Annotated in this window: 21 protein-coding genes, 1 riboswitch and 2 other annotated features (1 of these 24 cut by a window edge); of the genes, 1 reads left to right on the top strand and 20 read right to left on the bottom strand. The window is 33.1% G+C overall.

Features of this window, described 5'->3' with window-relative positions; all coding sequences use genetic code 11:
- Positions 1 to 102 (bottom strand) — a binding site (T-box leader) (it extends 139 nt beyond the left edge of the window).
- 58 nt (positions 103 to 160) lie between these two features.
- Positions 161 to 739: a DNA-3-methyladenine glycosylase I gene (locus tag J5E45_RS00915; protein WP_039069371.1), complete on the top strand. Its 579-nt coding sequence runs from the start codon at positions 161 to 163 to the stop codon at positions 737 to 739.
- Between the two features lie 118 nt (positions 740 to 857).
- Here the strand turns inward: J5E45_RS00915 and J5E45_RS00910 are convergent, their stop codons facing one another.
- From J5E45_RS00910 to nrdR, 20 genes are all read right to left on the bottom strand, one after another.
- Entirely contained in the window at positions 858 to 1,943 is a 1,086-nt protein-coding gene (locus J5E45_RS00910) for an AbrB family transcriptional regulator (RefSeq protein WP_039069396.1), read from the bottom strand.
- 94 nt (positions 1,944 to 2,037) lie between these two features.
- Positions 2,038 to 3,321 (bottom strand): glutamate-1-semialdehyde 2,1-aminomutase, encoded by a 1,284-nt coding sequence (gene hemL, locus J5E45_RS00905; protein ID WP_039069372.1) that lies wholly within the window; start codon positions 3,319 to 3,321, stop codon positions 2,038 to 2,040.
- Positions 3,322 to 3,334: 13 nt separating this feature from the next.
- Positions 3,335 to 4,315 (bottom strand): porphobilinogen synthase, encoded by a 981-nt coding sequence (gene hemB / locus J5E45_RS00900; protein WP_039069373.1) that lies wholly within the window; start codon positions 4,313 to 4,315, stop codon positions 3,335 to 3,337.
- Positions 4,305 to 4,991 carry a uroporphyrinogen-III synthase gene (locus J5E45_RS00895; protein WP_039069374.1) on the bottom strand — a complete coding sequence of 229 codons (687 nt, stop codon included), beginning with the start codon at positions 4,989 to 4,991 and terminating at the stop codon, positions 4,305 to 4,307. The genes hemB and J5E45_RS00895 overlap by 11 nt, the downstream gene beginning before the upstream one ends.
- An 18-nt stretch (positions 4,992 to 5,009) precedes the next feature.
- Positions 5,010 to 5,942 carry a hydroxymethylbilane synthase gene (hemC, locus tag J5E45_RS00890; protein ID WP_208181617.1) on the bottom strand — a complete coding sequence of 311 codons (933 nt, stop codon included), beginning with the start codon at positions 5,940 to 5,942 and terminating at the stop codon, positions 5,010 to 5,012.
- Positions 5,943 to 5,991: 49 nt separating this feature from the next.
- Positions 5,992 to 6,828 (bottom strand): cytochrome C assembly family protein, encoded by an 837-nt coding sequence (locus J5E45_RS00885; RefSeq protein ID WP_039069375.1) that lies wholly within the window; start codon positions 6,826 to 6,828, stop codon positions 5,992 to 5,994.
- Positions 6,829 to 6,849: 21 nt separating this feature from the next.
- Positions 6,850 to 8,184: a glutamyl-tRNA reductase gene (hemA, locus tag J5E45_RS00880; protein ID WP_069792193.1), complete on the bottom strand. Its 1,335-nt coding sequence runs from the start codon at positions 8,182 to 8,184 to the stop codon at positions 6,850 to 6,852.
- A gap of 174 nt (positions 8,185 to 8,358) precedes the next feature.
- A complete protein-coding gene (yihA, locus tag J5E45_RS00875) occupies positions 8,359 to 8,946 on the bottom strand; it encodes a ribosome biogenesis GTP-binding protein YihA/YsxC (RefSeq protein ID WP_039069377.1) in 588 nt (195 codons plus the stop codon).
- A gap of 229 nt (positions 8,947 to 9,175) precedes the next feature.
- Positions 9,176 to 10,438, bottom strand: coding sequence for an ATP-dependent Clp protease ATP-binding subunit ClpX (gene clpX / locus J5E45_RS00870; RefSeq protein ID WP_039069378.1), 1,263 nt, complete (start codon positions 10,436 to 10,438; stop codon positions 9,176 to 9,178).
- A gap of 185 nt (positions 10,439 to 10,623) precedes the next feature.
- Entirely contained in the window at positions 10,624 to 11,934 is a 1,311-nt protein-coding gene (gene tig / locus J5E45_RS00865) for a trigger factor (protein WP_039069379.1), read from the bottom strand.
- 170 nt (positions 11,935 to 12,104) lie between these two features.
- Positions 12,105 to 13,025 carry a hypothetical protein gene (locus tag J5E45_RS00860; RefSeq protein WP_208181464.1) on the bottom strand — a complete coding sequence of 307 codons (921 nt, stop codon included), beginning with the start codon at positions 13,023 to 13,025 and terminating at the stop codon, positions 12,105 to 12,107.
- 12 nt (positions 13,026 to 13,037) lie between these two features.
- Positions 13,038 to 13,649, bottom strand: coding sequence for an NUDIX domain-containing protein (locus J5E45_RS00855; RefSeq protein WP_039069381.1), 612 nt, complete (start codon positions 13,647 to 13,649; stop codon positions 13,038 to 13,040).
- A 199-nt stretch (positions 13,650 to 13,848) separates the two neighbouring features.
- Positions 13,849 to 14,205: a 50S ribosomal protein L20 gene (rplT, locus tag J5E45_RS00850; protein ID WP_039069382.1), complete on the bottom strand. Its 357-nt coding sequence runs from the start codon at positions 14,203 to 14,205 to the stop codon at positions 13,849 to 13,851.
- Positions 14,206 to 14,266: 61 nt separating this feature from the next.
- Positions 14,267 to 14,467, bottom strand: a complete 201-nt coding sequence (rpmI, locus tag J5E45_RS00845) for a 50S ribosomal protein L35 (protein ID WP_002507378.1) — start codon at positions 14,465 to 14,467, stop codon at positions 14,267 to 14,269.
- A gap of 29 nt (positions 14,468 to 14,496) precedes the next feature.
- Positions 14,497 to 15,024: a translation initiation factor IF-3 gene (gene infC / locus J5E45_RS00840; RefSeq protein ID WP_039069398.1), complete on the bottom strand. Its 528-nt coding sequence runs from the start codon at positions 15,022 to 15,024 to the stop codon at positions 14,497 to 14,499.
- Positions 15,025 to 15,047: 23 nt separating this feature from the next.
- Positions 15,048 to 15,176, bottom strand: a sequence feature (ribosomal protein L20 leader region).
- A gap of 61 nt (positions 15,177 to 15,237) precedes the next feature.
- The gene (locus tag J5E45_RS00835) at positions 15,238 to 16,728 is read right to left on the bottom strand and encodes an amino acid permease (protein WP_039069383.1); all 1,491 of its coding nucleotides are present in this window, start codon (positions 16,726 to 16,728) and stop codon (positions 15,238 to 15,240) included.
- Positions 16,729 to 16,943: 215 nt separating this feature from the next.
- A riboswitch (Lysine riboswitch) is annotated at positions 16,944 to 17,118 on the bottom strand.
- 60 nt (positions 17,119 to 17,178) lie between these two features.
- Complete coding sequence (gene thrS / locus J5E45_RS00830) at positions 17,179 to 19,116, bottom strand: threonine--tRNA ligase (protein WP_039069384.1); 1,938 nt, start codon at positions 19,114 to 19,116, stop codon at positions 17,179 to 17,181.
- 350 nt (positions 19,117 to 19,466) lie between these two features.
- Complete coding sequence (dnaI, locus tag J5E45_RS00825) at positions 19,467 to 20,390, bottom strand: primosomal protein DnaI (RefSeq protein WP_039069385.1); 924 nt, start codon at positions 20,388 to 20,390, stop codon at positions 19,467 to 19,469.
- Complete coding sequence (locus J5E45_RS00820; protein ID WP_039069386.1) at positions 20,391 to 21,770, bottom strand: replication initiation and membrane attachment family protein; 1,380 nt, start codon at positions 21,768 to 21,770, stop codon at positions 20,391 to 20,393.
- Positions 21,771 to 22,241: a transcriptional regulator NrdR gene (nrdR, locus tag J5E45_RS00815; protein ID WP_017724710.1), complete on the bottom strand. Its 471-nt coding sequence runs from the start codon at positions 22,239 to 22,241 to the stop codon at positions 21,771 to 21,773.
- Between the last annotated feature and the right edge of the window lie 197 nt (positions 22,242 to 22,438).

Raw genomic sequence — 22,438 nt, 5'->3', positions numbered from 1 at the left:
TCAATGTGGGCTACCTTCAATAAGTTAAATTATACATTTACACCAACCATGTACTCTCTTATAAATTTCAGCTTATTTACTCTTCCCAGTAGACAATATTCTTTTACTTAATTATAGTATAATGGATGTTAAAATAAGTCAATGCACTGGAGTGAAATTTATGAATGAATGCGCATTTGGAACCAAAGATTCACTATACCTCCACTATCACGATGAGGAATGGGGACAACCAATTTATGATAGTTTGAAATTATTTAAATTAATTGCACTTGAATCCCAACATGCTGGTCTTTCATGGTTAACTATTTTAAAGAAAAAAGAATCTTATGAACAAGCATTTTACAATTTTGATCCAATTAAAATTTCAAAAATGACAACTGACGATATTGAACGCTTAATGACTTTTCCCAATATCGTACATAATCGGAAAAAGATAGAAGCAATTGTTAGCCAAGCACAAGGTTATTTCGATATAGAAAAGGATTATGGAAGCTTTAGTGACTTTTTATGGTCCTTCGTAGATCATAAACCAATTGATTGTGGCTATACTATGGCAAGTGATCGCATTACTGTCGATGAACGTGCTACTGAACTGTCAAAGCAGCTTAAAAAATATGGCTTTAAATTTTTAGGTCCTGTTACTGTTTTTTCTTTTTTAGAAGCTGCAGGTCTATACAACGCACATCTTCAAAGTTGTCCGAATAATCCTAAAGTATATAACGGAAAAGGTTTCGATTAAATATTTTCCAATACACTACTTATATAATTGAAAATACGTTCTATACTTATCATTTATAGATAAAACCACAGCAAACCCATAGTGTTTACTGTGGTTTTATTATATTTCATCGTAATTTTTAAAATTTCTTATTAATAGAATCTTTCGCTACTCTGTATTTTAGGAAATAACTTAGTAAAGGAGCAATTAGGAATAGTATGAAGAATATTCTAAAGATGTGATAACTTGAAATCAATGCTACATCTGCACCAGTTTCAATTGCAACTAACACGATTTGACTCATACCGCCTGGCGCAGCACCTAAAAATAATTCATTAACAGAATGGTCGGAAACCATTGCAATAAGTAACACCATTACAAAAGTCAGTAATATTAATAGTATATTTTGAAATGCAATTGCTACAGCAATTCTACCTTTCATTTGGTCTAATAATTTAGCAATTTGTATACCAATACGTATCATATAAATAACTTGTGCTGCCGCAATAATATAATTGTCTAAGGTAAATGTAACGCCAGTTAATAAATTCCAACAGATAAGTACTAATATCGGTGCAAGTAATTGTCTGGTCGGAAAATTAATTTTCCCCATAATGACATATACTAAAAATACTGCAAGTGCTAATAAAAGTATATTGGGAATAGTCAATGCTTCGGTTAGTGTATTGACTACACTATCCTTTGCAGAACGATTATCGCCACTGCCTTGAAAGAAATACGAAATAAATGGCACAAGAATAACAACAAATATAATTCTTGATGTTTGCGTTAAACTGACTACCATAATATTCGCTTTCTTATTTTCCTCTGCCATTATAAGCATTTGACTTAACGCACCTGGAATCACGCTTAAAATTGCAGTTTCAGTATTTACATTAGCAATTTTTTTAAAGAAAAAGGCTATTATTAATGCAAGCCCTAATAGCATAACTGTGATTAATATAATGGTCAGCCAATCATCTTTGATATCAAATATCACATTTTCAGTAAAAGTTGATCCTATTTGGACACCTAATAATACCAACCCAATTTGACTTAGCCAAAACGGCCATTCAACTTCCATGTGAAAGCATCTAACACAAATGACACTGGCAATTATAGGTCCAAACATAAATGGTAACAATATATTTGCTGAATTTAAGATTAGACTTAATAAAATAGCTAGCGATAAAACGATGATATTATTTCTTAATTGCTTACTCATGTTCTCACAACTTTCATAGTTATCGTCATACTTAACTGAGCTATCCATATTAAAACCCGATCAACGCTATGGTTGTTCGGGCATAATTTAAGCTTTATACAATTCGACTTAGAGCAGTATCGAACGCTTCTATTGTTTGTTTAATATCTTCTTCGGTGTGCGCTGTTGAGAGGAACGTGCCTTCAAACTGTGAAGGTGGTAAAAACACGCCCTCATTAGCCATTTCTCTGTACATTTGGCTAAACATTTCTAAATCACTATTGTTTGCTTCTTCAAAATTTGTAACAGGCCCTTCATTCAAGAAATATCCTATCATAGAACCTGCTCGATTTACAGTGATTGGCACATTATGTTTTGTAAACACTGTTTTTAATCCTGCTTCTAATTGGTCACCTAATTTATTAAAATAATCATATGTTTCTGGTTTAAGTTGCACTAATGTTTCATAACCACTAGTCATAGCTAATGGATTACCTGATAAAGTACCGGCTTGATAAATATCGCCTGCAGGTGCAATATGATCCATGATTTCTTTTTTACCACCAAAAGCGCCTACTGGTAATCCACCGCCGATTACTTTACCTAAACAAGTTAAATCTGGTGTCACATCAAAGTAGCCTTGTGCGCAGTTATAACCTACTCTAAAACCTGTCATAACTTCATCAAAAATCAATAATGAGTCATATTTAGTGGTAATATCTCTTAAACCTTGTAAAAAGCCTTCGACCGGTGGAACGACACCCATATTACCTGCAACAGGTTCTACAATAACGCCTGCGATATCGTCGCCAAATTCTTCAAATGCAACTTTAATTGCCTCTAAATCATTATAAGGCACAGTAATTGTATTTTTAGCAATACCTTCAGGGACACCTGGAGAATCTGGTAAACCTAAAGTTGCAACGCCCGAACCAGCTTTAATTAGTAAAGAATCACTATGGCCGTGATAACAACCAATAAATTTAATAATTTTATTTTTTCCAGTATAGCCGCGAGCTAAACGCAAGGTATCTAATGTTGCTTCTGTACCAGATGAAACCATACGTACTTTTTCGATTGATGGCACACGATCTATAACAAGTTCTGCTAATTTGTTTTCCAATGTTGTAGACGCACCAAAACTTGTACCTTTATCAACTGCTTCATGAATTTTATCAATAACTTGCTTATTTTTATGACCTAAAATTAACGGTCCCCAACTCAATACATAATCAATGTAAGCATTGCCATCAATATCATATATTCTTGAACCTTCACCATGATCCATAAAAATCGCTGGCGTATCTACAGATTTAAAAGCTCTAACTGGACTATTTACGCCTCCAGGCATTAAATGTTGAGCTTTTTCCATTGCTTTTTCAGAATTACTATAACGCATTTTATTCATCCTCCTATTGTTCTTCATCTATATATCGACAAATGTCTTTTGAGAAATAAGTAATAATCATATCTGCACCCGCGCGTTTCATAGAAATCATTTGTTCCATGACTACAGCCTTTTCGTCTATCCACCCGTTAATTGCCGCAGCTTTAGTCATGCTGTATTCACCGCTTACATTATATGCAACAACAGGAACATTTGTTGTATTTCTAACGTCTCTAATAATATCTAAAAAGCTTAATGCAGGCTTAACAATCATCATATCTGCACCTTCATTTAAATCACTATCAAGTTCTCTTAAAGCTTCTCTACGGTTTGCTGGATCCATTTGATATGTTTTGCGATCGCCAAATTGTGGTGCAGATTCAGCTGCATCACGGAATGGCCCGAAGAAACTCGATGAATATTTAATACCATAACTCATAATAGGTACATTATGATAACCTGCTTTATCTAAGCCTTCACGAATCTCTGCTACAAAGCCATCCATCATATTACTTGGGGCAATAATATCAGCTCCTGCTTCAACTTGAGAAATTGCTGTTTTTACTAATAAAGGCAATGATTTATCATTGTCGACATCTTTCGTTTCTTCATTGATAACACCACAGTGTCCGTGGTCTGTATACTCACATAGACAAGTATCTGCTACAATCAATAAATCACTGTACATTGATTTGGCTTTTCTAGTCGCTTCTTGTATTATACCGTTATGGTCATAAGCGCCAGTACCTACAGCATCTTTTTCATTTGGTACACCGAAAAACATAATGCCTCTGATACCTAAATCATAAGCTTCTTTAATTTCATCACCTAGTAGATTCAAACTTATTTGGTATATGCCTGGCATTGATTTAATTTCCTCTTTAACATTATCACGTTCTACAACAAAAATAGGGTAAATTAAATCTTCTTTTCTTATATGTGTTTCACGCACCATACTTCTCATTGATTTACTACTACGTAATCTTCTATGTCTATCAAATTGCATTTGTTTCCCAACTTTCTATTATTTTGTTAACTAATGATTCAAGTGTTTGAATTTCTGATACTGTACCTTTTGCATCATATTCACATAAAGTCTCCAATGTTTGCAATCCAATTACGAAATAATGTTCAAAGTTCACTGGTTCTTCATGATTAAAAAAGTAACGTACAGCCGAAGAGCTTGCAAAAGCTACAGCATCGATTTCATTTTTTTTAATCATCATTTTAACTTCACAGATATTATCAGTATGTGGAACTGGTTTATACAAGTCAATTTTCTGAACTATATATTTTTGGTTATGCAATTCATCTTGTAATAACGACCTCGCCGCACTACTTGAAGGCAACAATATTTTACTTCCTTCATCAGCACAAAACGATTCGAGAAACCCTTCTTGTGAATAGTCTTTAGGGCAAAACGACACCTTCAATCCTAGCGATTTACAGTAGTCTGCAGTTTTCTCACCTATAACTGCTATTTTATCCACTTTAACACGTGTTAGATATGGTTGAAAAAACTTCACCGCATTTTTGGACGAAAAAATAAGCCAGTCATAGTTCACATTCAATAAATTTAAATCGAATGATAATGGCTGTACACGAATAAACGGTCTGTGTAAGATACAAGCATCATTTCTTTTAAATTCACTGGTTTGTGTCATAACTATAACTGGTCTCATTATTTTCACCTCGAAGGATTATTGTTCTTCGTTTAGTGCTTTAATTATTTCATAAGCGCCTTGCGCATTTAATACTTCAGTAACTTTTTCACCGAGCTCAACTGGATTTGTACCTCGCTCTGTGTGTTCGTAACGTTCTTTGCCATCAGGCGACATAATTAATCCGGTAAACTCAATTGTACCATCACCATCACTCTCTTTAGTTGCATAGCCACCGATAGGCACTTGGCAACTACCGTTCATACGTGTTAAAAATGTTCTTTCAGCAGTCACACACGACGCAACATCACTATTGTGCACTTTGCTTAACAAATCTAGTAATTCTTTGTCATCTGAACGACATTCAATCCCTAACGCACCTTGCCCAATTGCAGGAATTAACGTTTCTTTATCTAGGTAAGTCGTGACGATATCATCAGACCACCCCATACGTCTAAGACCAGCAGCAGCAAGAATAATGGCATCATAGTCTTCATTTTCTAATTTACTTAACCTTGTATCAATATTACCTCGAATCCATTTAATTTGTAAATTAGGATATTTTGCAAGAATTTGTGCACCACGACGCAATGAACTAGTACCTACAATACTATTGTCAGGAAGTTCGTGCAATTTAACGTGATTTTTTGCTATATAGGCATCATATGGATTTTCACGATCTGGTATACAACCTAACGTTAAACCTTCCGGTATAACACTTGGTACATCTTTTAAAGAATGAATCGCCATATCTATTGTGTGGTCGAACAATTCGTTTTGTATTTCTTTAACAAATAATCCTTTCCCACCAACTTTTGATAACTGTTTGTCTATTATTCGATCACCTTTAGTTACTATTTCTTTAATCTCGATATCTAAATCAGGCTTTATTGCTTTTAATTTATCTATAAACTGTTGGCTTTGTGTCAAAGCTAATTTACTTCTTCTTGAACCAACGACTAACTTACGCATCATGCGCAACCTCCTAAAAATACAACTATTTATCATTTAATTTTTATAATTATATTCCTGTCCATTGATGAAAATCAGAAACATGTGAAGCAAAAAATAAATTTACCATACTCAAACAAAATAAGATGATATTAAAATAAATTAATTTATGTTTAGTTAACGTATGCTTCACTCTAAAAATGATATAAATACCATATAACAAAGTGATTATTATTGACATAACAACTTTAGGATCTATTAAGATATTTAACCCTAAAGCGTTGAAGCCCCACTGGGCACCTAAGATAATACTCAAAATGATAAATAAAAAACCAATTAGACTACTATAAAATACTATTTGTTCAAGCGTAGCGACACTTGCAATTCTAAAATATTTTTGATCAAATCGCTTTTGCTTTAAATTTTTATACTGAATTAAGTATAAAATACTATTTACAAAGGCAAAGGCAAATAATGCGTAACTAATAATTGCAAATGTCACATGTACAATAAGCAATTCATTGATTAAGTTTAATTTTTCACCTGTACCATGGTAATGCATTGGTTGAAAAGTGCTCATAGCAATAAAGACAAAACCAATTAAGTTAAATAAAAAAATGGAAAAATCTATTTGTTTAATGACACTAATCACAATGGAAATAGAAATAATCAACCATGCTAGTGCAAAAAACACATCAAAAATATTACCCAATGGTACTTGTTTCGTAACGTTTATATAAAATGATAAAGAGATTGTTTGTAACACCCAAACAACCCCTAATGTAACAAAACCAATTCTTCTTACTTTATAAAACTTCTTGATAAAATCGAAAAAGTAACAAGCGATACTAAAAAAATAAAATAATAATATAAGTTCATTTAATCTTATGAACATAATTTCTTGCATATCATCACCATTTGAATATGCTTATTCAAAACTTAAGATTTGGCTGTTTGACACCTTATTAGTAGTTTCCTTTTTAGGCTCATATGCATTTTCAGCTTCAATATCAAAAATGTTTTGAAATAGCTCTAATTTTTCGGTACTTTTCTTATCACTACTTAATTCTTTAGCTTGTTTTATAGGATCTTTCAACATTTGGTTGATAATACTTTTCGTATGTTTAGAAATTATTTTTCGTTCTCTTTCTGATAAACCTGGTAATTTACGATCTAAACTGTCCATAGTATCTTCTTGAATATTCATAGCTTTTTCTCTTAATGCTCGAATAACTGGCACAACACCTAACATATTCACCCATTCATTATGCGCTGCAATTTCATTTGGAATGCTTTGCATAATTTGCTCAGCTGCATTTTGACGTTCTCTCAAATTGGCATCTACCAATCCTTTTAAGTCATCTACATCATAATTAAACACATCTTCTATCGCATCGATTGTAGGTTCAATATCTCTAGGAACTGCAATATCAATTAATACTAATGAATCATTTTTACGTTCAGATGCACATGATTGTAACATACGATTCGTTACAATATATTCATCAGAACTCGTTGAACTAATTACTATGTCCACATTTGCTAAAAGTTGTGGTAAAGATGCCATTGCTTCAAATTTCACGTTATGTTTCATTGCCAAGTTTTGAGCTTTGCTCAAAGTTCTATTCACAATCGTAATATCTGTTACACCTGAACCAATTAAATTAAGGAGTGATAGTTCACTCATATCCCCTGCACCAATGATTAAAGCTTGCTTGTTATTAATTTTGCCAAACACTTTTTTACTAAGTTCAACTGCAGCATATGAAACACTTACTGCATTGTCAGCAATATCTGTTTCATTATGTGCTTTTTTCGCAAAAGTAATTGCTTGTTTAAATAAATGATTAAAGATTGTACCTGTTGTATCTTCTTCTTGAGCAATGAAAAATGCATTTCTTATTTGTCCAAGAATTTGTGTTTCTCCAAGAACTACAGAATCTAATCCTGAAGTAACTTGCAATAAATGTTTTACTGCATCGTCCCCCACTTTTACTTCAGTCATTTCTTTAATTTCTTCAACATCAAAACCAAACGATCTCGCTAAAAATCTTTGAATATAATAGCGACCTGTATGAATTTGATCTGTTACAGCGTATACTTCTGTACGATTACAAGTTGACAATATCACGTTTTCTAATATAGACTTCGTTTCATATAAACCAACATTGGCTGAACGTATGGCATCATCCTTAAAAGCAACTTTTTCTCTAAGTGCTACATCTGCTGTGCGATGATTTATGCTAACCGCAATTAAATGCATTTATAACGCCCTCCATACATATTACAATAAGTAAATTATAACACAATTATAGCTTGAGTTAAGTAACTTGCACCAGTAAATTAGAAGAATTATAATTTACATTCAAATTGTTGTCATAATTAAACCTAAATATAACTTCAACTTAAAAGTTTTAATCACTCTTATTAGTAGCTACTATAGATATTTGGCAATAATATCCCATATCTGTTGTTGGTTATTATTTTTGATTGAAGAATAGCTTATTATTTCATCTTCAGGTTCCATTTCTAATTTCTGTTGTACATTTGCTAAATGTTTTTGAACTTTACCTTTGGCAATTTTATCTTCTTTTGTAGCTACTACAAATGTTGGGATTTCATAATATTTTAAATAGTTATACATTAAGATATCATCCTCAGTCGGGTTATGTCTTAAGTCTATAAGTTGTATAACTAATTTTAATTCTTCTCTTCCTGAAATATATTTTTCTATCATTTTTCCAAAAGCTTCGCGTTGTTTTTTACTTACTTTTGCATACCCGTAGCCAGGCACATCTACAAATACAAGTTGGTTATCTATATTATAAAAATTTAATGTTTGTGTTTTACCTGGTTGTTGTGATGTACGCGCCATGTTTTTCCTGCCAATCATACTGTTTATAAAAGTTGATTTACCAACGTTAGATCTACCACTTAAGCCAACTTCACTTAGTCCAGTTTCTGGATATTGCTCTGGTTTTACAGCACTAATTAATAATTCTATTTCGTTAGGATTAATCTTCATTATCGACCCTCTTTTCTTATAAATTCACTTGTTAATTATATTACAATAAGTCTAATATGAATATGTATTTTTAAAACATCGTATTATTTTCATAAAAAAATGAGGCCTGACGTCATAAACGTGTCGGCCTCAAATATGATGCTGGCAGTAACAAACAAAGTAAAAAAGCATTTACCTAAAACTTAGTTCAAAGTTTGTTTGTTTTGCCAAGCTAACATATATAGATAGTTTACGCAGAAGTTTGTTCCTTGTTCACAAGGTTACCTTCTTTATCGTATAGTTCAGGATCTTTTTCTTCAGTTATTGTTTGATCAGTAATAACTACTTTTACAACACCGTCTGTAGATGGTACATCATACATAATGTCGATTAAAGCCTCTTCAATAATTGAACGCAGTCCACGTGCACCTGTTTTACGTTCTATTGCTTTATTACTTATCGCAGATAACGCTTCATCTGTAAACACTAACTCCACATCATCTAGTTCAAGCATTTTAGTATATTGTTTAACTAACGCATTTTTCGGTTGTGTTAAGATATTTTTCAATGCATCGACATCTAACGTTTCAAGGTTAGCTACAATTGGCACACGTCCAATAAATTCAGGGATCAAACCATATGATTGTAAATCTTCTGGTCTAATTTGTTCAAGAATAGCATCTTCATCGTATTTAGAAGCTTCACTACTTGAGAAACCAATAACTTTTTCACCTAATCTACGCTTGATAACTTCGTCGATTCCGTCAAACGCACCACCAAGTACAAACAAGATATTTGTTGTATCAATTTGAATTAATTCTTGGTTTGGATGTTTTCTTCCACCTTGAGGTGGGACACTTGCAGTTGTACCTTCTAAAATTTTAAGTAAGGCTTGTTGTACACCTTCACCAGAAACATCACGGGTAATTGATGTATTCTCTGATTTTCTTGCAATTTTATCAATTTCATCGACGTAAATAATACCTTTTTCAGCTTTATCTACATCAAAATCTGCTGCTTGTATTAAACGAAGTAAAATGTTCTCAACATCATCGCCGACATAACCAGCTTCAGTTAAACTAGTAGCATCTGCAATGGCAAATGGAACATTTAATGTTTTAGCTAATGTTTGTGCTAAAAGTGTTTTACCGCTACCAGTTGGACCAATTAAAGCTACGTTACTTTTTTGTAGTTCTACTTCATCCTCATTAGGACCCAATTGTTGGACACGTTTATAATGATTATAGACTGCAACAGCTAATGATTTTTTAGCTTTTTCTTGTCCTATAACATAATCATTTAATTTGTCCATAATTTCTTTAGGTGTTGGTAATTCAGTTAAACCTTCAGGTTCTGCTTGAGCTAATTCTTCTTCAACTATTTCTGAACATAGCTCAATACATTCATTACAAATATACACGCCGCTTCCTGCAACCAATTTTTTTACTTGGTCTTGATCTTTACCACAGAAAGAGCATTTTAAATTTTCTTCATCTTCATTGAATTTGAACATTCTATTTACACCCCTATTCCCTAAAGACTATACTAGATAGTATTCTAATATGCAACTTGCAGCTTTCACAAGTTATTTGCACAAAATAGTGTAGCAGATACATTTTTGAATGCATCTGCTACTAGTTTACTATATTAAACGACTAACATATAATTCACAAAATAATTTGCTCACTCTATATTTAGTTACGCTTCTGAGTCATCTTTAGATGGTTCTACTAATTTAGCTTCATCAACTAATAAGTCAATCACTTTTTGGATACGTACATCATTTTTAACAATGTCAGTATTACCGAGCGTTTGTTTAATATCTTCAACAGAGATATTAAATTGTCCACTCATTTTTTCTAATTCTTTGTCAATGTCATCATCAGATACTTCAACTTCTTCTGCATCTGCGATAGCAGTTAATGTTAAGTTTGTTTTAACACGTTCTTCTGCATCATCTTTCATTTGCTCTCTTAATTGTGACTCATCTTGACCAGAAATTTGGAAATAAGTTTCTAGATTAAGACCTTGTTGTTGCATACGTTGTCCAAATTCTTGAACCATACGATCTAACTCAGTGTTAATCATTGCTTCTGGAACATCAATTGTAGCATTGTTTGCTGCTTTGTTAATCGCTTCTTCTTTTTGATTATTTTCAGCATCAGTTTCTTTTTGTTCAGTTAGACGTTTGCGTAAGTTTTCTTTGAATTCGTCAACAGTGTTTGCTTCTGCATCTAATTCGTTAGCAATTTCATCTGTTAGTTCTGGAACATCTTTGAATTTAATTTCATTTACTTTAGTTTTGAAAGTAGCTTCTTTACCAGCTAATTCTTCAGCATGGTATTCTTCTGGGAAAGTAACGTTAACGTCTTTCTCTTCTCCAGTTTTAACACCCACTAATTGCTCTTCAAATCCTGGAATAAATGAACCTGATCCAATTTCAAGGTCATAGCCTTCAGCTTGTCCACCTTCAAATTGTTCACCGTCAACATAGCCGTCGAAATCAATATTAACTGTGTCGCCATTTTCAATAGCGCCATCTTCTTTAACTACCATTTCAGCTAAGTGACCTAATTGATGATCGATTGATTCTTGTAATTCTTCCTCAGTTAATTCAACGTTTTGTTTTTCAATTTCTAAACCTTTGTAATCACCTAATTGTACTTCTGGTTCTACAACAACATTTGCTTCAAATGTCATTTCGCTACCTTTTTCAATAGATGTTACATTAATTTCTGGTTGATCAACTGGTTTTATGCCAGTTTCATCTATAGCTTCACCATAAGCTTCTGGTAATAAGATATCAACTGCATCTTGATATAATGCTTCTACACCAAAGCGTTGTTCAAAGATTGGACGAGGTACTTTCCCTTTACGGAAGCCCGGTACGTTTATTTGTTTAACCACTTTTTTGAAAGCTTGATCAATTGCTTTGTCTACTTTTTCTGCTGGAACTGTAACGGTTAAAACGCCTTCGTTACCTTCCTTTTTTTCCCAAGTTGCTGTCATGTATAAAAACCTCCATGATTATCCTATTTTATTTTTTCAACTTCACTATTATAGCACACGTCTATGCTCTACACAAACACTGTGTTTATAACACGTGATTTAAATTGTAAACTTGAAAATTTTTATTATAGCCACTTTCTTCAATTACCCGAAAATCAAATGATTAATTATTATAAACTATCAATATTAGTTATAAATTTCACAACCTCATTTGACATATCTAAATTTTCTAATCCTAGCATGGATTTAAAATAATTTACGTATGCTTCAATCCACACTGGTTCTAATGCTATGCGTTTTAACTCTAATGGATAGAATAAAATCGCATGATTATTCATTAAGCGAAGCGCTTCTTCAATCAATTGCGGCGTACTATCTTCAATTTGATTAATTACTTTTGGTATTATATTTGTTTTGAACACCGTATGTTCTAAGCCAGATAAATTTGCTGGGAGAACAACTATATTAAACCCAAATTTTTGAATTTGAATGGTCTGATTGTAACCAGCGAAACGTAAATATTCAAGCATTATACTTACCACATTTGGGGGGAGCGTCATTTCATTGATAATATTAACGATTGTTTCTTGATACCTAAATTGGTTATGATCAATTAATGTTAATATAGTATTTATTTGTTCTCTAAGTGAGATAGCATCAAAATTTTGCAACATATGTGTAGCATGTTCGTTATGCTTATCAATTTGGCTTAAAGCAAATTCTTTAATTGGAAATAGTTCCATACGTGTTCTATGGTCACGGACTTCATCAATAATTTGATTAATGACCTCCACTACTTCAAAATACTGCTCTAGACCATTCAAACTTTTAATATAATATATCATCAAGTCATCATACTTAGTTGTGCCTTGTTTTAATAAAATAATAGCCTCTTCACGTAATTCAAGAAAATGCCCCATTTTATATAACATTGAACATTTCAATAAAGACATTTGTTCATCTAATTCAAATTGCTCTTCAAAGTCTTCAAATAAGTTATAAGTATGCTCAAAGTCATTATTATTAAAAGATTGCTTAATTTCTCTCACTAATTTATCTTTCGAACGCGGAAAAGGAATGATATCAGACATCTTTAAACACCCCTATTTTACAGCTTGTAATATTAAAGCGCTCCATGTTTCAAACTCATCATAATCTTCAATTTTACTTTGATCTACCCATTTTATACGTAGCGTATCAGTTTCCATAGCTTCTACGTCGTTACTGTTCACATGAATCTTGAACACAACGCCAAGATGGACTTCGCCGACTTCATTTGTATCATCATTGATAAAACCTATGTAAGCTAAATTCTGTGATTTACTTTCTGACAAGCCTACTTCTTCTTCTAATTCTCGTTGCGCATTAACTCTTAACACTTCATTAATTGATTCAGCACCTTTAACATCATTCATATGGCCGCCTACACCGATAGATGACTGACCATGCAAACGGGATTCTCCTCCGCCAGTTAAACGTTCGTATACTAATAACTCATCGTTCTCATTTTCCAATAAACAATAAGAAATTAATTGCTTAAATGATGGGTCTTCTTCCATATCTCCACGACGTTTAACTTCAAATTTAGAAAGTGTGTCAAAAATTTCTTGCCCTTTAACAGTATTTTTATCTAAGAAACCATTGAATTTATTCTTTTCATCGTTAAATAAAATTTTTCTTGGGACTACTGTAATCATTTCATCGAATTTAGACATTAGTTTCTCCTCCATTTATGACCTCTAAGCTATTTTATCAAATGATAGTTATTTATCAAAATGATAATTCGCATCCTAAAATGCAGATAAATAAATTTATTACCGCTTATGTCATATGATTTAACCAAAAATAGGGAGTGCGACAGAAATCTATTTTTTATAATAGTATTTCTGTCGCACTCCCTCTATAATTTAGATACTATTTTAAAGCATCTTTAGCTTTAGTTACTAACTCAGCGAAAGCTTTTTCGTCTGAAATAGCAATTTCTGAAAGCATTTTACGGTTAACGTCGATTTCAGCTTTTTTCAAACCATTCATAAGTCTTGAATAACTCATGTCGTGTTGACGAGCTGCTGCGTTGATACGTGTAATCCATAATTTACGGAAATCACGTTTTCTTTGACGACGGTCACGGAATGCGTATTGACCTGATTTCATAACTTGTTGTTTTGCAACTTTATATAATGTACGTTTTGAACCGAAGTAACCTTTAGCTAATTTAATCGTCTTTTTACGACGCGCTCTTGTTACTGTTCCACCTTTAACTCGTGGCATAATAAATTCCTCCTCTAAATATGTTCAATATTCAAATTGATACGTTATGACATTTTAGTCATTATTTTTTGTAAGCTAATAATTGTTTTACGCGTTTCATATCTGATTTAGATACTAATGACGCTTTACGTAATTTACGTTTTTGTTTAGTTGTTTTGTTTGCAAACATATGAGATGTGAAAGCTCTAGAACGTTTTAATTTACCTGAACCAGTTCTTTTAACACGTTTAGCTGCTCCACGGTGTGTTTTCATTTTAGGCATGATTCATTTCCTCCTGTAATATCTTTTTATTATTTTTCATTGATTGGACTTAATGTAATAAACATTTGGCGTCCATCCATTTTAGGTCTTTGCTCAACTGTAGCGATATCTTTACATTCATCTGCAAATTTCTCTAAAACACGTTGACCAATTTCTTTATGCGTAATCGCACGACCTCTGAAACGAATTGAAACTTTACATTTGTCGCCTTTTTCTAAGAATTTACGTCCATTTTTCAACTTAGTTTGGAAATCATGTTCCTCAATCGTTGGGCTTAAACGTATTTCTTTAAGGTTAATTGTTTTTTGTTTTTTCTTCATTTCTTTTTCTTTTTTCTGTTGTTCGAATTTATATTTACCATAATCCATAATTCTAGCAACAGGTGGTTTAGCATTCGGAGCCATGATAACTACATCTAAACCTACTCTATCTGCCATTTCAAGAGCTTCTGTCTTAGTTTTCACACCAATTTGTTCTCCGTCTTGACCGATTAAACGTAATTCTTTTGCACGAATCTTTTCGTTAACTTGAGTCTGATCTTTTGCTATGGTTGACACCTCCAAGATTTTTACGAAATTATCCCAAGAAAAAAGAGCGAGTATATAATATACCCGCTCTTCTCTACACATGACTACATCATGCGTATATAAGACCTGCCAACAGCTTTTGCGTCGCAACAGGTGAGAAGCGGGAGCTTCTACTTGGTTCGTTTCGTATTTAACGTTACCTATCATAACAACAATAATAACATTAGTCAACTGTTTTTTTTACTATTTATTAATTTTGTCCATTTCTACATCTTGACGTAAATCAACTTGTTCTAACGGAACGATTTTCGTTCTGTATCTCAACTTATGATAAATGAAGAATGCTAAAAATACAGGTATACCCATATAAGTTATAACAAATCTATTTAGATTGAAATCGCCCGTTTTTATAAAGTCAACGTCTTGCCCAATAATAACAAGCACACAAAGTACGCCTGCAAATATTGGTCCAAATGGAAATAACTTAGCTTTGTATTTTAATTTTGATTTATCATAATTTTGTTTATCAAATGCTTTTCTAAATCTATAATGGCTGACTGCGATACCGACCCATGCAATAAAACCAGTCATACCACTTGCAGCAACAATATATTCATACGCGTCACCACTTAAATGTTGTAATACAAATATACCAATTACAATAAGTGCTGTAACCAATAATGATACATAAGGCACACCATATTTATTTGTTTTACCAAATACTGGATAAGCTAATTTATCTTTGCTCATTGAATATAGCATACGCGTTGATGCATACATACCAGAGTTACCCGCAGACAGGACCGAAGTCAAGATTACCGCATTCATAAATGATGCCGCAAATGCTAGTCCGGCATTTTGGAATACAAGTGTAAATGGAGATGTTGAAATATCATCGCCACCACCCATTAATGCTGCACTGTCATAAGGAATTAACATACCGATTACAAAAATTGCCAAAATATAGAAAATCAGTATTCTCCAAAATACTTGTTTAATTGCTTTTGGAACAGCACGCTCTGGATTTTCTGATTCACCCGCAGTGATACCAATCAATTCAGTACCTTGGAATGAGAATCCAGCAACTAAGAATACGCCTAAGATAGTCAACAAACTGCCACCTAAACCGTCACCAAGTATTGGTCCGCCACCTTTAGTAAAGGTATCAAAACCAACGAATTCTCCACCCATAATACCTAAAATTGTTAGTAGACCTATCCCGATGAATATGATAACTGTAACCACTTTAATTAATGCGAACCAGTATTCACTTTCCCCATATACGCGGACAGATAATGCATTAAGACCAAAAATAATTAATAAGAATAGACAACTCCAAGCCCAAGCTGGCATACCAGCTAAGGGTGTCCAATATTGTATAACCTGTGCTGCAATTGTAACATCTGCCGCAACCGTAATAACCCAATTGAACCAATAATTCCAACCTAATGCAAATCCTAGAGAAGGATCAACAAAACGTGTTGCATAAGTACTAAATGATCCCGACACTGGTAAATATGTCGCCATTTCTCCTAATGACGTCATAAGGAAGAAGACCATCGCCCCAATAATTGCATAGGCCAGTAATGCACCTAAGGCTCCGGCATCGTGAATCGCTCCACCTGAAGTCATAAATAGCCCTGTTCCAATACATCCACCAATCGCAATCATGGAAATATGACGATCTTTTAGTCCTCTTTGAACTCCATTGCTTTGATTTTCTTGTTTTGCCATAGAAGTGTCCTTTCTTTAAACTTAGAGGTTAACTTACTATATGATTAAAGAATTCAATTTTTACTATGAAAAATCTAAACGCAGTGTCAAACATTTGCAAAACCGCATTCACAATAATTTTCACTCAATCCCGTAAAAGTATTAATTTTAATCATTCAACCAAAACAAAATGGTTGCATACCTATTAGATATGCAACCATTTTAATAATAGCATTTATATAGGTAGCACATCACATATGTGACAGTCCAGTTTCTTTCGATAACTGTCCCAACTGATATTGTGTAAATGGTCAATACCAGTTTCGGCATTTTTACCTTTCATGAATTCAACATACGCCCCATACGGCTTCTGAATACTTACTCTTTAAAAATGCAACCTCTAACTCAAATTTAATTTTATATTTAACTCACTAACCTGTAATATACATGATTTCTATATTACTTTCAAGGCTATCTTTGTTTTTTCAATCTTATCTCATCGACCAAGTTCCAAATAAACTCATCTTTCTCTATAGTTTCTTGGTCTTGTGAGCCATATTTCCTCACATTCACTTCACTATTTTCTACCTCTTTATCACCTACGACAAGTTGGTATGGAATTTTTTGCATTTGTGCTTCTCTAATTTTATAACCCATTTTTTCATTTCTGTCATCAATTTCAACTCGAACACCTTGTGACTTGAGCTCATCTTGAATAAGTCTCGCATAATCATAATGTAAATCAACATTTACAGGGATGATTTCTACTTGTTTAGGTGCTAACCAAGTTGGGAAAGCTCCTTTTGTTTCTTCAGTTAAAAACGCAACAAAACGTTCCATAGTTGAAACAACCCCACGATGAATAACAACTGGTCTATGCTGTTCTCCATCATTACCAATATAAGTTAAATCAAACTTTTGTGGCAATAAGAAATCAAGTTGTGCTGTGGACAATGTCTCTTCTTTACCCATTGCAGTTTGTACTTGTACATCTAATTTAGGGCCGTAGAATGCAGCTTCACCGATGGCTTCTTCATAATCCAAGCCTAATTCATCAACAGCTTCCTTCAACATGCTCTCTGCTCTATTCCACATCTCATCGTCATCGAAGTATTTCTCTTTGTCTTCTGGGTCTCTATAGCTTAGTCTGAAGCTATAGTTTTCAAAGTTAAAGTCTTTATATACATCAATAATTAGATTAACAACACGTTTAAATTCTTCTTTAATTTGATCTGGACGAACAAAGATATGCGCATCATTTAGAGTCATACCACGTACACGTTGTAAACCTGACACAGCTCCACTTGCTTCATAACGATGCATTGTGCCTAATTCAGCAATTCTTATTGGCAATTCACGATATGAATGTGGTTTATTAGCATAAATCATCATATGGTGTGGACAATTCATTGGTCTAAGCACCATTTCTTCATGCTCATCAAGTTTCATTGTTGGGAACATATCCTCTTGATAATGATCCCAGTGACCAGATGTTTTATATAAATCAACATTAGCCATAACTGGTGTGTAAACATGGTCGTAACCCATGCTCACTTCTTTGTCTACGATATAACGTTCAATTTCTCGACGGATTGTTGCACCATTTGGTAACCAAAGTGGTAAACCTGCGCCTACCAATGGGTTGTTTGAGAATAGCTCTAGTTCTTTACCAATTTTACGATGATCACGTTCTTTTCTTTCTTCAAGCATTTGTAAGTGTGCTTTCAAATCTTTTTTATCGAAAAACGCTGTCCCATAAATACGTTGTAACATTTTGTTATTACTATCACCACGCCAATAAGCTCCAGCTGTCGATAACAGTTTGAATTCTTTAATTTTTGAAGTTGAAGGTACATGCACGCCACGACATAAATCTGTAAATTCACCTTGAGTGTATAGTGTGACATTTTCATCTTCTGGAATTGCATTTATAAGTTCTAATTTATAAGGGTCTTCTGAGAAAAATGCTTTAGCTTCATTACGAGAAACAACCTTACGTTCAATTGGATAATTCTCGTTAACGATCTGTTTCATTGTCTTTTCAATTTTCTCAAAATCATCCGAAGAAAGACTTTCTTCCATATCAAAGTCATAATAAAAACCGCCTTCGATTACGGGACCAACCCCAAAGTTCACATTTCCATATAAACGTTTTAATGCTTGCGCCATAAGATGGGCTGTTGAATGTCGTAACACTTCCAAAGCTTCATCTGTACCAGGTGTAACGATTTCTATATCGCCATCTTCTTCAATTGGTCTAGTTAAATCAATTAATTGGCCATTCAACTTTCCAGCTACGGCTTTTTTTCTTAATCCTGGACTTATTGATTGTGCTATATCTTCTGTTGTTGTGCCTTTATCAAACACTTTCGCATTACCATCTGGAAATTTTATATTAATTTGGTCCATTTAACATTCCTCCTATTTATTCAAGCACTTAAACCAAAGCGAAATACAATTTATCAATAATCGCAGAGAAAATAAAAAGACCCCATCCCTAAAAAGGGACGAGGTCTTCGTGGTACCACCCTAAATTAAAGCTTTTCTGCATAATTACAAAATAGCTTCTCTCTACGTAAGATAACGGTCTTGAGCCGGATGTTCATTACAACATCACTGACGAAGGAGTAATCAATAAATATACTTACCATATCTCAACATCTAATGGCTCTCTGTGAAGTAGTGAAATATCAATCGTATCTTCGTTTCATTTCGTTTGATTTAGATTTAATTATATTATACAACATTTATTTTAGATTTCAATCGTTCCTATAATTTTTTCCTTCTAAATAATAAGGTGTCGCCAAAGTTTTGATACGTTCCATGATTCGGGCTGCTTTCGTTTTCTCAGTACCATCACGTGTTACTGAAAGGTGATACTCTAATTCTTCAAAGCTTAGGTTAGAGCTAAAGAATGTTGGTAATTCCTGTACCATTCTGTAATGTAATAGAGGTCCTATTACTTCATCTCTAGCCCATGGTGTAATTTCTTCAGCACCGATATCATCTAACATTAAAATATTCGCTTCTCGTACTCTGGATAATTTTGTTTCAAAACTTCCATCCTTAAAACCGCCTTTAAGTGAGCGAATAAATTCAGGTAAATAGACAATAGTAGAAGGAATTTTTTCTGTTTTTAACTGATTCGCAATGGCGCCTAAAATAAAAGACTTCCCTGTTCCAAATGGGCCGTGCAAGTATAATCCTTTAACTTGAGGATCGTGTTTCGTAATTTTATCGCAAATTTTGTTTGCTGCCATTGCAACATCTAATCTATCTCTTCTATCCATGTAAATATCTTCAAGTTTAGCGTCTAAAGTATCACGTTGCATATGGTGCGAAGTAATTAGATGAGAGTTAAACCTTTCTTCATCATACTTTATTTTACACGGGCAAGGTAAATAACGAATTTTGATATGGTTACTTTCAATATATAGTTCTGGAACATGACCTTTTACAAAGTTGGGACAATCCTTATAAGCATGTCCATCATAGTGTTTCACTTGGTCTTTGTATTCTTGTAAAATATTTAAGTCTTCATCTATCATGGCATTTGTCAATTCTGATTGGTGCTCATTTAAAAAGCGTTTAACATCAGAATCATTAATCACATCTTTTTTTATTTTTTCTATACGTTTTGATAAATCATCTGACTCTCCCATGATATTATTAAAAGATTTCATTTATTCGCCCTCCTTCCATCTATTTTTTAATTGATTTAAAAATCGTTCTCTGTCATTTTTTAGCTTCTCATCTTCTTCATCGTTATGCTGTTGGTTATCTTTTTCTGGTTTCTCATCTCGCTCTTCTAACCATTTCGGTGTCATTTCTCTAGAAGCTAATTGTTTTTGTTTATATCTATTTTTGGTAGGATAAGATTCTTTTTTAGGTTGGTTAACTTTCATTGCATATTCATATGCCTGTTCAGCCGTTTTAATACCTTTTTTCTTCCAATTTGATGCTATTTCAAAAATATAAGTTTTAGGTAATTTCATATCTTCCTTCAACATAACAAATTGCAATAGAATATTAATAACACCAAAAGATAAGTTTTCACGTTCAATCAATTCTTCAACCATGAATTTTTGCTGTGTTGTAGGTTCTGATTCTGACCACGATGCTAACATATCAATTGGGCTTGTTTGCTCCAATTGTACCAACCAATTATCAGGTTGACTTGATGTTTCTTCAGAAGTGTTTATTTTTGAAGGAACATTATCTTTTTCTGATTTAACTTGTAAATTTGGTAACTGTTGTTCATGTTCCATTAAATAATAAGTACGTGCATGTTTTCTTAATTCTTCAAAAGATAATTCTTGCGCACTAGTTATCGATTTTAAAATAATACGTTTCATTGATTCAGGCGTCAAACCATATAATGTTGCAATTTGTGTTATTAACGCTTTAGCATCATTCGTAACTATTTTTGAACTAATAAAATGATTTTGCAACAAATCATATAATGTTTCAAAATCAAAGTGAACGTGTGTAAGGTCTATACCTCCATACGGCTTATCATCTTGGATGTGTTCTGTATCTTGCGCTAACGCTTTATTAGGTATTTTAAAAACATCAGTAAATGTACGCGTTACATCTTGATAGCTATTTAAGTCTACAGAACTTTTGGTTTCAAAGTGATGTTTTAATTGTTGATATCGTTGTTTACTTACCTCACTATACAGATAAACTGATAACATGGGGTCACTGAAAAACTGTTTTGCAGTCGGGGGTTGGTTAAGGAAATAAACAAATGAGGAGTGTTGTTCATTATGATTTACATAAGTTTTTACCAAACCAATACCTTCCAACAAATCCATTTCTTTTCTAAATTCTAATAGATTAATTTTTAACTCACTCATAATAATATAGTGTGTCAATACCGCATCTTCTTCGTGTTTCACGAATTGATTTAAATAATGATATAGTCCTGTAGCGTTGACGCCAATCATCGGCGTAAACAATCTATTCAATATTTCTAAATGATTATTGTTTAAATAAAATTCACGCACGACAGTAAAATTATCATGTGGTCTCAATCCATAATCATATGATTGTAACCCCATTTATGAATCACTCCGTTTATTATTAACTAATATACCTTGCATTGATTGTAATAATTGGTCAACATCTTTGAATTCTTTATAAACAGATGCAAATCGTACGTACGAGACTTGGTCTACATGCATAAGTAAATTCATTACATGTTCCCCTATTTCTCTAGAAGAAATTTCAGCATGTCCCTCATCACGCAACTTCCATTCAACGTTATTGGTAATATCTTCTAATTGTTGATAGCGAACTGGTCTTTTTTCGCAAGAACGCACTAAACCATTCAATATTTTCTCACGAGAAAATTGCTCTCGTGTGCCATCTTTTTTCACCACGATAAGCGGTCTTTTTTCTATATGTTCAAAGGTAGTGAATCTTGTTTCACAATTTTCACATTCTCTTCTACGACGAATCGCATTAACTTCATCTGCATGTCTAGAGTCTACAACACGAGAATGAGTCGAATTACATTTCGGGCATTTCATCGAATTATCACCCTCTCATTTATGATTATTTTCTATTATACTATAAATATGCATGTCACAAAAGAATCGCTATTACACAATTTAGGATATGGTAATTAATGGCAAATTTTTTCAAATTAAGTCTTACACATTTTCAACTTGCGACAATTCCCACCTAAATAACTTGCGTTTATTACACTATATGTTTAAATATACAC

Origin of the sequence: Staphylococcus shinii (assembly GCF_017583065.1) — a bacterium.
GTDB classification, from domain to species: Bacteria; Bacillota; Bacilli; order Staphylococcales; family Staphylococcaceae; genus Staphylococcus; species Staphylococcus shinii.
This window is presented reverse-complemented; position numbering and strand designations above follow the sequence as displayed.